The following is a 13,594-nucleotide window of genomic DNA, read 5'->3' on the forward strand; positions in this document are numbered from 1 at the left end:
GGCAAAAAAAACCGCGCCTTCGCGCGGTTAAGTCTAGGGAGGAAACACCCAAGGAGGGTATTTACAGTCAAAGACTGTGACCATCAGAGTAGAGGAATCTGCTTAATTGTCAATCATTTTTATTTTTGATTAAAAAATGCACAGCAATAAGGCGTTTGCTTTTCTGCTGTGCGAATTCTCAGACAAAATGCCCCGCCCGGGAGCAATTTCGCGTTTTGTTTGGGAGTGGACGAGAGATGGTCCAGCGCGCTATGTCTCTCTTCCAAAAGAGACGCCGGGGATTTCCATGCTGCCAGATCGCAATTTCTTTTTCCGCCTTGCCGATGCCGCCAAGGCTGAGACGCTGCCCCGGTTTCGCACCGGCATCGCTGTCGATAACAAGCAGGCAGGCGGCTATGATCCGGTAACAGAGGGCGACCAGGCGGCGGAGGCGGCGATCCGCGCGTTGATCACCGAGCATTTTCCCGATCACGGCATTCTTGGCGAAGAGCATGGCAGCATCGGCCTTGACCGCGAGCATATCTGGGTCATCGATCCCATCGATGGCACCCGCGCCTTCATTTCCGGCGTGCCGGTCTGGGGAACGCTGATCGGCTTCCAATCGGGCGGGCGCGCGAAGATGGGTCTGATGGACCAGCCCTTCACCGGTGAGCGCTATTTCGCCGATGGGAACAAGGCCTGGTACAAGGGGCCGGAGGGTGAGAAGCAGATCAAGACACGGGCGTGCCAGTCGCTATCGGACGCCGTGCTCTTCACCACCTCGCCGCATATCTTCACCGCCGACGAGGCCGAGCGTTACGGCCAGATCCAGGACAAGGTGCGGCTCTTCCGCTATGGCGTGGATTGTTACGCCTATGCGCTGCTGGCCGCCGGTCATGTGGATCTCGTCATCGAATCTGGCCTGAAGCCCTATGATGTCGGTGCGCTGATCCCGATCATCGAGCAGGCGGGCGGCATCATCACCACCTGGGATGGCGGGCGGCCGGAAGGGGCGGGGCGTATCATTGCTGCCGGCAGCAAGGCTGTGCATGAGGAGGCGCTGGCGCTGCTCTCCGGCCTCTGACCCTTTTAGGGCAGGACGCTATTCGTCCGGGGCGAAGAAGGCATCCAGCGCCGCAAGCGCCTGGGCACGGTAGATATCGCGTTCCTGAAACAGTTCGTGGCGGGCACCGATGACCGGGATCAACTGTGCTGCGCGGAAATTGCGCGACAATTCCTCTTGCACCGCATAGGGCGTGATGGTGTCGAGAACCGGGGCCAGCAACAGGGTGGGAATGGTGATGCGGGTCAGGTGATCCTGACGCGTCACTTTCGGCATGATCTTCATGACTTCGTAGAGCCAGCGGGCTGTCGGCCTGCCGATGAAAAGCTCCGGATGGCTGTTGGCGATCGCAATGTTTCGGGCAAAACGCTCGGCATCGGAGGTCAATGGGTTGCCATCGAAATCCCGCTCGCGATTATCCCTGCCCAGTTGCTTGCCGCCAAAACCCGTCCATGTCAGCGCGGTGGCAACGGTCTTGATCCAGCGTGGCGAAACGGATTGGCCCCCAAGCCCGACAAAGGGCGAGCAGAGCGCCATGCGCTCGATCCGGTTGGACAGTTCCGGCGCCATGGAAAGCGCAATCAGCCCGCCGGTGGAGTGCGCCACCATGAAGAAGGGCAGGCGCGTATCCGGCAGCACCACCTGTTCCAGGAAGAGCGACACATCCTTCTGGTAATCGGAAAAACGGCGCACATAGCCGGCGTCCGCCTTCTTCAAAAGCCGCGCCGAGCCGCCTTGGCCGCGCGTATCGAAAGTGGCGACCCAGAAGCCCTTGGCCGTCAGGTCGCGGATCGTCTCGAAGTATTTCTCGATCGTTTCATTGCGTCCGTGCAAAAGCACGATGGTGCCGCGTGCAACCGGTCTTTCGGAACGGAAGATCGCGTAGCGCAGGCTCTTCTTGCCATGGCCTTCAAAGGTTCCGACATGGTGGTTGTCGGGCACGGGGTTGCCTTTGGTCTCATGGAGAATGGCTTCGGTCATCGATATCCTGCCTCGGGGCAAATCGTGGTCGTGCGGAGAGGTGTTTCAAGGGGATAGGTTGAGCGGTTGTGTCCGTCAAAGGAAAACATGCGCAAAACGGATTACGCGGAAAAAATTGCCGGAACCGTCGGTTTAGCAGTCGCGGTTCCGGCCAGTCGGGCAGAGAAGAAGGGACGATGCTTCTCTGCCCTCGAAGTTGCCTCCGATAGGGTGGTTGTAGCGGGCGCTCAATGAACGGTTCTGGAACCTGCCATTCAGAAATCGTTCAGGTGAGTCGAATGCTTTTTTCCCTCTTGAACTGCCAAAACACCATTCCCACCTATTGCTCACGGTCGCCAGAACGGGGCCGTATCAAGGTTTCTTTCATCGCCAGAACGGGATGGAGAGCCACACTCGCAAACAGTCGCTTCTAAGGAGGACACCATGCGTCACGTTGATTTTTCCCCCCTTTACCGCTCCACCGTCGGTTTCGACCGTCTGTTCTCGATGCTCGACAGCATCGGCCAGCCGGAGCAGGCCCAGGCTTATCCGCCCTATAATATCGAGCGGACCGGCGAGAATGCCTATCGCATCACCATGGCGGTTGCCGGCTTCGACGAGACTGAACTCAGCATCGAATCCCGCGCCAATGTGCTGACCGTCAAGGCCGAGAAGGCTGAAGACACCAAGGCATCCGAGGGCGACTTCCTCTATCGCGGCATTGCCACGCGCGCCTTCGAGCGCCGCTTCCAGCTTGCCGACCACGTGGAAGTGCAGAATGCTTCGCTGAAGAACGGTCTTCTGCATATCGACCTTCTTCGCAACATTCCCGAAGCCATGAAGCCCCGCCGCATCGCGATTGCGACCGACGCATCGGACGCGCCGAAGCAGATCGAGGCACAGGTAACGCCAGCCCAGGTGAACTAAACCTCGAGGTTAGCGCGTGAATGAGAAGACGGCTCCCGCGAGGGAGCCGTCTTTTTTGCATTTATGGATGGGCAAAGACACTGTGACGTCATCCTCGTTATCGCCACGAGGATCGACTGTCTTGAGCGGCGGGCAGAGAGATTTATGACGCCGTCTTGGCCACGATCGCCGCCGCCTCCGGTGCATCTGCCGCGGGCGCCGCGATCTTTGCGGCTTCCGCTTCCTTTGCCTTCTTCGCATAGTGCTGTGCAATCACGGCGCAGGCCATCAGCTGAATCTGGTGGAAGAGCATGATGGGCAGCACGATGGCGCCGATGCTCTGGCCGGCGAAGATGGCGCCTGCCATTGGTACGCCGCTCGCAAGGCTCTTTTTCGACCCGCAGAAGGTGATGGTGATTTCATCCTCCTTCTTGAAGCCGAGCAGGCGGCTGCCAAACATGGTGAGACACAGGACAAGGGTCAGCAGAACCATGTTGATGCCGATCACGACGCCGATGTCGCGCAAGGTGAATTGGTTCCAGATGCCTTCCACCACCGCATCGCTGAAGGCGAGATAGACGACCATCAGGATCGAGCCGCGATCGACAGGGGCCAGCAGCGTCTTGCGGGCGCGTATCCACTTGCCGATCCAGGGCTGCAAAGCCTGGCCGGCGATGAAGGGCAGCAGAAGCTGCAGGAAGATTTGGCCGAAAGCATCGAGCGAGAAACCGCCGCCATGGCCGCCAACGGTAAAGAGGAAGCCGACGAGGAGCGGCGTCAGGAACATGCCGAAAATGTTGGAGGCGGATGCCGCGCAGATTGCGGCTGGCACGTTGCCTCCGGCCATAGAGGTAAAGGCGATGGACGACTGCACGGTGGAGGGAAGCACGCAGAGAAAAAGGACACCCATATAGAGAGGCTGCGGCAAGATGCTGTCTGGAATATAGCCTACCGCAAGTCCGAGAAGCGGGAAGATGCCGAAGGTGACGAGAAGGATGACGATGTGCAGGCGCCAATGCAGCATGCCCGCCACCACGACGTCTCGCGACAGGCGCGCGCCATGCAGGAAGAAGAGCAGCGCGATGGCGCATTTCGTCGCGATGGAGAAGTAATGCGCCGGCTCTCCGCTGATCGGCAGCAGCGACGCGAGGATGACGGTGGCGACCAGCATCATGGTAAAGCGGTCTGGCAGGAAGCGGCTCATGGCGCGGCCTTTCTAGAACGTGGTGGGCAGAGGGGCTTGGCGCTCTGCAATCGTTTGATCCGTCGTAACCAACCTAAAGCGTCAGGACCGTTTAAGATCCCGCACCCTCCAAGCCGGTTTGCGGATTGAAATCGGCGGTACTATCGCTCATCATGAAACCAGATGCAAAAACTAACAGTTATCATGTTTCGAGATATCCATGCTGAACCTCCAACATCTTGCAAGCTTCGTTACCCTGGAGCAGACGATGAGTTTCACCCAAACCGCAGAACGGTTGGGGATCGGTCAATCGACCGTCAGCCAGCACATCCAGCGGCTGGAAGCGTCGCTCGGCCAAAAGCTGATCGCCCGCGATACGCATCGGGTGCGCTTGACGCCGGAGGGCGAGGCGCTTCTTGGCTATGCCCGCAATATGCTCGATCTCAACAACAAGGTTGCGGCTCTCTTCGGCGAGAGCAGGCTGCGCGGTCGCCTGCGTCTCGGCGTCTCTGAGGATTTCGTCGCAAGCCGTCTCACCGTCATTCTGGAAGAGTTCACGAGACTTTATCCGCTGGTCGATCTTGAGTTGACGGTATCGCTCTCCGGCGTGCTTTATCAGATGCAGGACAATGGCGAACTCGATGTCGTGCTGGCGAAGCGCCGGCTTGGCGATCAGCTCGGCCATTTCCTCTATCGCGAACCGCTGATTTGGCTTGCCAAGGACCCGGATGCGATCCTTGCCCGCAAGGAAGCGCTGCCGCTCATCGCCTTTCCACCGCCCAGCATCACGCGCAAAGCCGCACAAGAAGCGCTCGATCGGGCTGGCGTTGCCTGGCGGATCGTCTGCACCTGCGGAAGCCTCAGCGGGCTGACGGCTGCTGCCCGCGCCGGCATGGGCGTTCTTGTCCAGCCTCGCAGCATGGCGCCGTCCGGCTTGCGCGAGTTGCCGCAAGGCAGTCTGCCTTCGCTGGAAGACGTGGAGTTCGTTCTGCAGCCGCGCAAGGGCGCGGATGCAGAACTGGTGCGGGCGCTGTCGTCGCTGGTCACAGCGAAAGGCATGGTGCCGGGCAGTTATGCGTGAGCGTGCAGCTTCTCACGCCTGACCGCAAATGCGCAGAAACGAATCCACGTCGCTCTCTTCCGTCGCAAAGCTGGTGACGAGGCGGATCAGCTGTTCGTTCTCGCCGACCGGCTGCTGCATGTCGTGCGGGACTGGCCAGTCGTAGAAGCTGGCGCCGGCATCGCGGGCAGCCTTCGCGGCCTGCTTGTCCAAGACAACGAAGAGCTCGTTGGACTGTGTGGGCCAGGCGAGGCGGGCGCTGTTGGAGGCCGAGAGGCCGTCGCGCAGGCGGTTTGCCATGCCGTTGGCGTGGGCGGCAAGCTCCAGCCACAGGTCGTTCTGGAAATAGGCGTCGAACTGGGCTGCCATGAAGCGGGTCTTGGAGAAGAGCTGGGCGGAGCGCTTGCGGATGAAGGGCAGGTCTTCTGCCATTTTTGGATCCATGTAGACGATGGCTTCCGCGCACCAGCAGCCGTTCTTCGTCGCGCCGAAGGAGAGAATATCGACGCCGCGTTTCCAGGTCATTTCGGCTGGCGTAGTATCGAGCGCGGTCAGCGCATTGGCAAAACGCGCGCCATCCATATGCAAGGGAACGCCAGCGCTCTTGGCGATTTCCGAAATCGCCGAAATCTCATCGAGATCGTAGATCGTGCCCTGCTCGGTCGCCTGGGTCATCGTTACCAGCATCGGCTGGCCCTGGTGAATGGAGCCCGGCGGAAAGCGATCGATGGCGGCTTTCAGGTTCTTTGGCAGCATCTTGCCGTTTGGCCCTGCCACCGGCATCAGCCGCGAGGCGTTGGAGAAGTAGATCGGTGCGCCGCACTCGTCCTCGATCACATGGGCCTCGGAATGGCAAAAGGCGATGCCGCCGGGGCGGGCGACGCTTGCGAGTGCCAGGGAGTTTGCCGCGGTACCCGTGCCGACGAAGAAGACGGCGACCTCGCGCTCGAAGATTTCATTGAACTTCTTCTCAATCGCCTGGTCCAGTTCGCTGGTGCCGTAAGCGGCGGCAAAGCGGGTGGATTCCTTCATCAGCCGCTCGTTGATGGCCGGGTGGGCGCCAGCCCAGTTATCAGAGGCAAAAATCATCGTCAGCACTTTCAAGCATGTTGCGGGCAGGGATGTCGCGCGGTTGAGATGGTTGGCAAGACTAGGCCCGTGGTTTTACGAGCATATTTAAGCCAAGGCAAATCCGGTAATGAAAGCAATTATTTCGACGCCGGCGGAGAAGAAAATTACGCGTTCCTTTGTTCTGTTGAAATTTCACGTCACAATGGTTCTCTATAAATTAACGGCATCCCCTTGCGGAAGGTGGGTGTTTCTGTCATTGTTCAGACAGAATTAAGACAGCATTGCTGTCCTAAATTGAAATGCGGAGACGGATTTGGCTTTCAGGATTGAAGCCGGATCGGCCTCCGCCTCTCTGCGTGACACCATGCAACGAGTTTGCAGGAGGGATGAAAATGACCATACGGCTGGAAGGCGAAAACGCCCAAGGACTTCAGACCCTGGCACTTCAGACGAATGACTGTCCGAGCGACGCGCCGAAGGCGATCGCGCCTCGCGCCACGATTGGCGGTCTTCCGGCCAGGCAGGGTCTTTACGATCCACGCAACGAGCACGATGCCTGCGGCGTCGGCTTTGTCGCGCATATGAAGGGCCAGAAGTCGCACCAGATCGTCAAGGACGGTCTTTTCATCCTTGAAAACCTCACGCATCGCGGTGCCGTCGGTGCCGACCCGTTGATGGGCGACGGCGCTGGCATCCTCGTGCAGATCCCCGACCGCTTCTTCCGTGAGGAAATGGCAAAGCAGGGTGTGACGCTGCCCAAGGCCGGCGAATATGCCGTCGGTCACATCTTCTTCCCGCGCGATCCGGAACGCATCGAGCATTATAAGAAGGTCATCGTCGATGTGATTGGCGAAGAGGGCCAGCAGTTTCTCGGCTTCCGCGACGTGCCGGTGGACAATGCCTCGCTCTCCAAGGCGGCGGACATTGCCGCGACCGAACCGCATCACGTGCAGGTCTTCATCGGCGCGGGTCGCGAAGCTGCGACCAATGCCGAATTCGAACGCCGTCTGTTCCTGATCCGCAAGGTTCTGTCCAACCGCATCTATGATGCCGGCGGCGGCAAGGAAGCGCAGGATTTCTATCCGGTGTCGCTGTCCTCCTCGACCATCGTCTACAAGGGCATGTTCCTGGCCTACCAGGTCGGTGCCTATTACAAGGACTTGGCAGATCCGCGCTTCGAAAGTGCGGTGGCGCTCGTTCACCAGCGCTTCTCCACCAACACCTTCCCGTCCTGGAAGCTCGCCCACCCCTACCGCATGGTTGCCCATAACGGCGAAATCAACACGCTGCGCGGCAACGTCAACTGGATGGCGGCGCGCCAGGCGTCGGTCTCGTCCGAACTCTTCGGCGACGATATTTCCAAGCTCTGGCCGATCTCCTATGAGGGCCAGTCGGATACGGCCTGCTTCGACAACGCGCTGGAATTCCTGGTGCGCGGCGGCTACTCCATGGCCCATGCGGTGATGATGCTGATCCCGGAAGCATGGGCTGGCAACCAGTCCATGTCGGCCGAGCGGAAGGCATTCTACGAATATCATGCGGCCCTGATGGAGCCATGGGATGGCCCGGCTGCCGTTGCCTTCACCGATGGCAAGCAGATCGGTGCCACGCTCGACCGTAACGGTCTGCGTCCAGCCCGCTACCTCGTCACCGATGACGACCGCATCATCATGGCGTCTGAAGCCGGCACGCTGCCGGTGCCGGAAGAGCGCATCGTCAAGAAGTGGCGTCTGCAGCCTGGCAAGATGCTGCTGATCGACATGGAAAAGGGCGAGATCATTTCGGATGAGGACGTCAAGCACGAGCTTGCCGCCAAGCATCCGTACCGCACCTGGCTCGATCGCACCCAGCTGATCCTGGAAGACCTGAAGCCTGTTGAGCCGCGCGCGCTGCGCCGCGACGTTTCGCTGCTCGATCGTCAGCAGGCCTTCGGCTATACCAGCGAAGACACAAAGCTTTTGATGTCTCCGATGGCGACGACCGGCCAGGAGGCTGTCGGCTCCATGGGCACCGACACGCCGATCTCGGCCATGTCGGAAAAGTCCAAGCTGCTTTATACCTATTTCAAGCAGAACTTCGCGCAGGTCACCAACCCGCCGATCGATCCGATCCGCGAAGAGCTGGTGATGAGCCTTGTCTCCTTCATCGGCCCGCGCCCGAACCTTCTGGACCATCAAGGTGCAGCCCGCGCCAAGCGTCTGGAAGTGCGTCAGCCGATCCTGACCAATGGCGATCTGGAAAAGATCCGCTCCATCGGCCACACGGAAGACCGTTTTGACACCAAGACGCTCGACTTCACCTATGATGTGGAGCGTGGCGCCGAAGGCATGCCGGAAATGCTCGATCGTCTGTGCGAGCGGGCGGAATCGGCCGTTCGCGGCGGTTACAACATCATCGTTCTGTCCGACCGTCAGGTTGGTCCGGACCGCATCGCCATCCCGGCGCTGCTGGCAACGGCTGCCGTTCACCATCATCTGATCCGCAAGGGTCTGCGCACATCGGTCGGTCTCGTTGTCGAGACCGGCGAGCCGCGTGAAATCCATCACTTCTGCCTGCTGGCCGGCTATGGTGCGGAAGCAATCAACCCCTATCTCGCCTTCGACACGCTGCTCGACATGCACAAGCATGGCGCCTTCCCGAAGGAAGTCTCCGACGATGAAGTGGTCTATCGCTACATCAAGGCGGTGGGTAAGGGCATCCTCAAGGTCATGTCCAAGATGGGCATTTCCACCTACCAGTCCTATTGCGGCGCGCAGATCTTCGACGCCATCGGCCTGTCGTCGGACTTCGTCGAGCAGTATTTCTTCGGCACCGCCACCACCATCGAAGGTGTGGGTCTGAAGGAAATTGCCGAAGAAACCGTGACACGCCACATGGCGGCCTTCGGCAAGGACCCGATCCTTGCCAACACGCTCGATATCGGCGGCGAATATGCTTACCGCATGCGCGGCGAAAGCCACGCCTGGAGCCCGGATTCGGTCGCCACCCTGCAGCATGCCGTGCGCGGCAACAGCCAGGAGCGCTACCGCGAATTCGCCGAGATGGTGAATGACAGCAACCTGCGCATGAACACCATTCGTGGCCTGTTCAAGCTCAAGAGCGCCGAGCAGTCTGGTCGCAAGCCGATCTCCGTCGATGAGGTCGAGCCGGCAGTCGATATCGTCAAGCGCTTCTCCACCGGTGCCATGTCCTTCGGCTCGATCAGCCGTGAGGCGCATACCACGCTCGCGATTGCGATGAACCGCATCGGCGGCAAGTCCAACACGGGCGAAGGCGGCGAAGAGTCCGATCGCTACATGCCGCTTCTCAACGGCCAGCCGAACCCGGAACGCTCCGCCATCAAGCAGATCGCCTCCGGCCGCTTCGGTGTGACGACGGAATATCTCGTCAATGCCGACATGCTGCAGATCAAGGTCGCGCAGGGTGCCAAGCCCGGCGAAGGCGGTCAGCTGCCCGGCCACAAGGTGGATGCAACGGTTGCCAAGACCCGCCACTCGACGCCAGGTGTCGGCCTGATTTCGCCGCCGCCGCACCATGACATCTACTCGATCGAAGATCTGGCACAGCTGATCTACGACCTGAAGAACGTCAACCCGGAGGCAGACGTTTCCGTCAAGCTCGTCTCCGAAGTGGGTGTGGGGACGGTTGCTGCCGGTGTCGCCAAGGCGCGCGCCGACCATATCACCGTGTCGGGCTTTGATGGCGGCACGGGAGCATCGCCGCTCACTTCGCTGAAGCATGCCGGTAGCCCATGGGAAATCGGCCTTGCCGAAACTCAGCAGACGCTGGTGCTGAACGGTCTCCGTTCGCGCATCGCGCTGCAGGTGGATGGCGGTCTGAAGACCGGTCGCGACGTCATCATCGGTGCGCTTCTGGGTGCCGACGAGTTCGGCTTCGCCACCGCGCCGCTGATTGCGGCGGGCTGCATCATGATGCGCAAGTGCCATCTAAACACCTGCCCCGTGGGCGTTGCGACGCAGGACCCGGTTCTGCGCAAGCGCTTCAAGGGCACGCCCGAACACGTCATCAACTACTTCTTCTTCGTTGCCGAAGAAGTGCGCGAAATCCTCGCTTCGCTTGGTGTTTCCAGGCTGGACGAGATCATCGGCGCTTCGGAGCTTCTGGAAAAGGATGAGATGCTGGCGCACTGGAAGGCACGCGGGCTCGATTTCAGCCGCATCTTCCACAAGGTGGAAGCGCCGAAGGAAGCCACCTACTGGACCGAGCGCCAGAAGCACCCGATCGACGACATTCTCGACCGCAAGCTGATCGAGAAGTCCATGCCGTCGCTGGAAAACCGCGAGCCGGTGGTCTTCGAAGTGCCGATCAAGAACGTCGATCGCTCCGCCGGTGCGATGCTGTCCGGCGCGCTCGCCAAGCGCTGGGGCCACAAGGGCCTGAAGGACGATACGATCCACGTGACGCTGCGCGGCACAGCGGGTCAATCCTTCGGCGCGTTCCTGGCACGCGGCATCACCTTCGATCTCGTCGGTGACGGCAACGACTATGTCGGCAAGGGTCTGTCTGGTGGTCGCATCATCGTGCGTCCGCCGGAAAATGCCCGTATCGTTGCGGAAAACTCGATCATCGTCGGCAACACCGTGCTTTACGGCGCGATCACCGGCGAGTGCTACTTCCGCGGCGTGGCCGGTGAGCGTTTCGCCGTGCGCAACTCGGGTGCGATTGCCGTTGTCGAAGGCGTGGGCGACCATGGCTGCGAATATATGACGGGCGGCATCGTCGTGGTTCTGGGTGAAACCGGCCGCAACTTCGCAGCCGGCATGTCCGGCGGCGTGGCCTATGTTCTGGACGAGACGGGCGACTTCGCCAAGCGCTGCAACATGGCCATGGTCGAGCTTGAGCCGGTTCCGGAAGAAGACGACATGCTGGAAAAGCTGCACCATCACGGCGGCGATCTCATGCACAAGGGACGCGTCGACGTTTCCGAGGACATGACACGCCACGACGAGGAGCGCCTCTACCAGATGATCTCCAACCACTTCCACTACACCAACTCCACCCGCGCCAAGGACATCCTTGACCGCTGGAGCGAGTTCCGTCCGAAGTTCCGCAAGGTCATGCCGGTCGAGTACCGCCGTGCGCTTGAGGAAATGGAACGGCTGAAAATGGGGGTCGCAGCAGAGTAGTTGGGTTTCGACAAATCTTGTGATATGCTTTGTCATATCACAAGATGGAGGTAGTCATGAATGACCATTCCAGCGTCGTTAAAATCGCGCAGGTCTTCAACAATGGACGTAGCCGCGCCATTCGTATTCCGAAGGAATTCGAATTCGAGGCTGACCAGGTGGAGATCCGCATGAATGAAAACGGCGATCTGGTGGTTCATCCGGTGAAAGCACCTCGATCTCCGGCAGGTTTGGTGGCTTTTCTGCGGACGCTTGAGCCGCTTACGGAAGAGGATCAGATGCCGGAAATCGAGGACTACCCACCGGAACCCGTCGATATCGATTTTCCGGAATGAAGTATCTCTACGACACGAATATCATCTCGAACCTTATTCGCTCACCCGACGGCAAGGTTGGTCAGCGCACCGAAATGCTGGCGGTTGGAGATCTTGGGACAAGCATCGTGGTCGCGGCAGAGCTTCGGTTTGGATACCGCAATCGGGGATCGAAGCGGTTGGAAGTCCTGGTCGAGCAGGTTCTGGCAGATTTCGAGATAGCCCCGTGGGCGTCGCCTGCGGATATGCATTACGCCGAGATACGCAGCATCTTGCAGCAGCAAGGTCAGCCGATCGGGCAAATGGACATGCTGATCGCCGCCCATGCGCTTGCGCTGGATGCGGTGGTGGTGACGGACAATGAGAGAGAATTTTCCCGCGTGCCGGGATTGAAAGTTGAAAATTGGCTGCGTTAGGCCGCGGAAGGGACTGAGACATGGGCAAGGTTACAGGTTTTCTGGAGATCGATCGTCAGGTTGGCAAGTATCAGCCGGCGTCGGATCGTATTCGCCATTTCCGGGAATTCACCATTCCCATGTCGGATGCCGAGGTGCAGAAGCAGGCGGCGCGCTGCATGGACTGTGGCATTCCCTATTGCCATGGCCCGACCGGCTGCCCGGTGCACAACCAGATCCCAGACTGGAACGATCTGATCTACAACAACAATTGGGAAGAGGCGATCCGCAACCTCCATTCCACCAACAACTTCCCGGAATTTACCGGCCGTGTCTGTCCGGCTCCTTGCGAGGAAGCCTGCACGCTGAACCTCGAAGATGCGCCGGTTGCGATCAAGACGGTGGAACAGGCGATTGCCGACAAGGCCTATGAGCTTGGCTTTATCGTACCCAAGCCCGCTACCGTTCACACCGGCAAGAAGGTCGCGATCATCGGTTCAGGTCCGTCCGGTCTTGCCGCTGCCCAGCAGCTTGGCCGTGCCGGTCACGAGGTGCATGTCTATGAGCGCGAAACCAAGGCCGGTGGCCTGCTGCGCTATGGCATTCCCGACTTCAAGATGGAGAAGAACTTCATCGATCGTCGCGTCGAGCAGATCAAGGGCGAAGGCGTCACCTTCCATTACGGCGTTAATGTCGGCGTCGACATGAGCGCAGAACAGCTGATGGCCGAGCATGATGCCGTGCTTTATTGCGGCGGCTCGGAAACCCCGCGTCCGGCCGGTATAGGCGGCACGGAGTTCCATGGCGTTCACGATGCCATGCCCTATCTGGTGCAGCAGAACCGTCGCGTCGGCCGCGAAAACATCGACAGCGTCGGCTGGCCTGCCGATCCGATCCTTGCTGGCGGCAAGCATGTCGTCGTCGTCGGCGGTGGCGATACCGCGTCTGACTGCGTCGGAACCGCCTTCCGCCAGGGTGCCGTCAAGGTGACCCAGCTCGACATCCGCCCGATGCCGCCGGAGAAGGAAGACAAGCTTGCCGTCTGGCCCTACTGGGCAACCAAGATGCGCACCTCGTCCTCGCAGGCCGAAGGTGCCGCGCGTGAGTTCCAGGTGGCAACGCTCGAATTCGTCGGTGACGAGGATGGCGTTCTGACGGGCGTGAAGTGCTGCCAGGTGGATGAGCGCCGCAAGCCGATCGCCGGCACGGAGTTCATCATCAAGGCCGATCTCGCCTTCATCGCCATCGGCTTCTCCGGCCCCTTCACCGATAGCATTTTGAAGGAACTGGACGGCAAGCTGACGCTCAACACCGACCGTCGTGGCTCCACCAACGTCGTTGCCAATGATCGCGACTACAAGACCTCGATCGACAAACTCTGGGCAGCCGGCGACGTGCGCCGTGGCCAGTCGCTGGTCGTCTGGGCCATCCGCGAAGGTCGCCAGGCGGCGCGCGCCATCGACGAAGCGCTGATGGGAAGCTCGGTTCTGCCGCGCTGATCAGTGGCTCATCTGTC

Annotated in this window: 10 protein-coding genes; 7 read left to right on the forward strand and 3 right to left on the reverse strand. The window is 60.1% G+C overall.

Features of this window, described 5'->3' with window-relative positions; translation table 11 throughout:
• Positions 1-286 precede the first annotated feature (286 nt).
• On the forward strand, positions 287-1,063 hold the full coding sequence (gene hisN, locus AC07U5_RS03490) for a histidinol-phosphatase (RefSeq protein ID WP_062427878.1): 777 nt from the start codon (positions 287-289) through the stop codon (positions 1,061-1,063).
• A gap of 18 nt (positions 1,064-1,081) precedes the next feature.
• On the opposite strand, the gene AC07U5_RS03495 is transcribed toward hisN, so the two are convergent.
• Complete coding sequence (locus AC07U5_RS03495; protein WP_112358554.1) at positions 1,082-2,023, reverse strand: alpha/beta fold hydrolase; 942 nt, start codon at positions 2,021-2,023, stop codon at positions 1,082-1,084.
• Positions 2,024-2,446: 423 nt separating this feature from the next.
• Between AC07U5_RS03495 and AC07U5_RS03500 the strand changes: the two genes are divergently transcribed.
• On the forward strand, positions 2,447-2,929 hold the full coding sequence (locus AC07U5_RS03500; protein WP_062427880.1) for an Hsp20 family protein: 483 nt from the start codon (positions 2,447-2,449) through the stop codon (positions 2,927-2,929).
• A gap of 142 nt (positions 2,930-3,071) precedes the next feature.
• Here AC07U5_RS03500 and AC07U5_RS03505 read toward each other — a convergent pair whose 3' ends face one another.
• Positions 3,072-4,112 carry a bile acid:sodium symporter family protein gene (locus tag AC07U5_RS03505; RefSeq protein WP_494722317.1) on the reverse strand — a complete coding sequence of 347 codons (1,041 nt, stop codon included), beginning with the start codon at positions 4,110-4,112 and terminating at the stop codon, positions 3,072-3,074.
• 199 nt (positions 4,113-4,311) lie between these two features.
• On the opposite strand from AC07U5_RS03505, the gene AC07U5_RS03510 reads away from it, so the two are divergent.
• Positions 4,312-5,172, forward strand: a complete 861-nt coding sequence (locus AC07U5_RS03510; protein ID WP_062427882.1) for a LysR substrate-binding domain-containing protein — start codon at positions 4,312-4,314, stop codon at positions 5,170-5,172.
• A 12-nt stretch (positions 5,173-5,184) separates the two neighbouring features.
• On the opposite strand, the gene AC07U5_RS03515 is transcribed toward AC07U5_RS03510, so the two are convergent.
• Positions 5,185-6,240 carry a threonine aldolase family protein gene (locus AC07U5_RS03515; protein ID WP_494722318.1) on the reverse strand — a complete coding sequence of 352 codons (1,056 nt, stop codon included), beginning with the start codon at positions 6,238-6,240 and terminating at the stop codon, positions 5,185-5,187.
• A 374-nt stretch (positions 6,241-6,614) separates the two neighbouring features.
• Between AC07U5_RS03515 and gltB the strand changes: the two genes are divergently transcribed.
• The 4 genes from gltB to AC07U5_RS03535 are packed head-to-tail and all read left to right on the forward strand — an operon-like array spanning position 6,615 to position 13,577.
• Positions 6,615-11,369 (forward strand): glutamate synthase large subunit, encoded by a 4,755-nt coding sequence (gene gltB, locus AC07U5_RS03520; RefSeq protein WP_494722319.1) that lies wholly within the window; start codon positions 6,615-6,617, stop codon positions 11,367-11,369.
• A gap of 56 nt (positions 11,370-11,425) precedes the next feature.
• Positions 11,426-11,704, forward strand: a complete 279-nt coding sequence (locus AC07U5_RS03525) for an antitoxin (protein ID WP_274103102.1) — start codon at positions 11,426-11,428, stop codon at positions 11,702-11,704.
• Positions 11,701-12,099, forward strand: a complete 399-nt coding sequence (locus AC07U5_RS03530; RefSeq protein WP_438371938.1) for a type II toxin-antitoxin system VapC family toxin — start codon at positions 11,701-11,703, stop codon at positions 12,097-12,099. The genes AC07U5_RS03525 and AC07U5_RS03530 overlap by 4 nt, the downstream gene beginning before the upstream one ends.
• Positions 12,100-12,119: 20 nt before the next feature.
• Positions 12,120-13,577, forward strand: a complete 1,458-nt coding sequence (locus tag AC07U5_RS03535; protein WP_062427885.1) for a glutamate synthase subunit beta — start codon at positions 12,120-12,122, stop codon at positions 13,575-13,577.
• The last annotated feature ends 17 nt before the right edge of the window (positions 13,578-13,594 follow it).

The organism is Agrobacterium sp. GW821-FHT02D03 (genome assembly GCF_059421725.1).

What these genes read in the sequence shown, in the direction of transcription:
- hisN (WP_062427878.1), top strand. Translation starts at nt 287, where the DNA reads ATGCTGCCAGATCGCAATTTCTTTTTCCGCCTTGCCGATGCCGCCAAG.
- AC07U5_RS03495 (WP_112358554.1), bottom strand. Translation starts at nt 2,023, where the DNA reads ATGACCGAAGCCATTCTCCATGAGACCAAAGGCAACCCCGTGCCCGAC.
- AC07U5_RS03500 (WP_062427880.1), top strand. Translation starts at nt 2,447, where the DNA reads ATGCGTCACGTTGATTTTTCCCCCCTTTACCGCTCCACCGTCGGTTTC.
- AC07U5_RS03505 (WP_494722317.1), bottom strand. Translation starts at nt 4,112, where the DNA reads ATGAGCCGCTTCCTGCCAGACCGCTTTACCATGATGCTGGTCGCCACC.
- AC07U5_RS03510 (WP_062427882.1), top strand. Translation starts at nt 4,312, where the DNA reads ATGCTGAACCTCCAACATCTTGCAAGCTTCGTTACCCTGGAGCAGACG.
- AC07U5_RS03515 (WP_494722318.1), bottom strand. Translation starts at nt 6,240, where the DNA reads ATGATTTTTGCCTCTGATAACTGGGCTGGCGCCCACCCGGCCATCAAC.
- gltB (WP_494722319.1), top strand. Translation starts at nt 6,615, where the DNA reads ATGACCATACGGCTGGAAGGCGAAAACGCCCAAGGACTTCAGACCCTG.
- AC07U5_RS03525 (WP_274103102.1), top strand. Translation starts at nt 11,426, where the DNA reads ATGAATGACCATTCCAGCGTCGTTAAAATCGCGCAGGTCTTCAACAAT.
- AC07U5_RS03530 (WP_438371938.1), top strand. Translation starts at nt 11,701, where the DNA reads ATGAAGTATCTCTACGACACGAATATCATCTCGAACCTTATTCGCTCA.
- AC07U5_RS03535 (WP_062427885.1), top strand. Translation starts at nt 12,120, where the DNA reads ATGGGCAAGGTTACAGGTTTTCTGGAGATCGATCGTCAGGTTGGCAAG.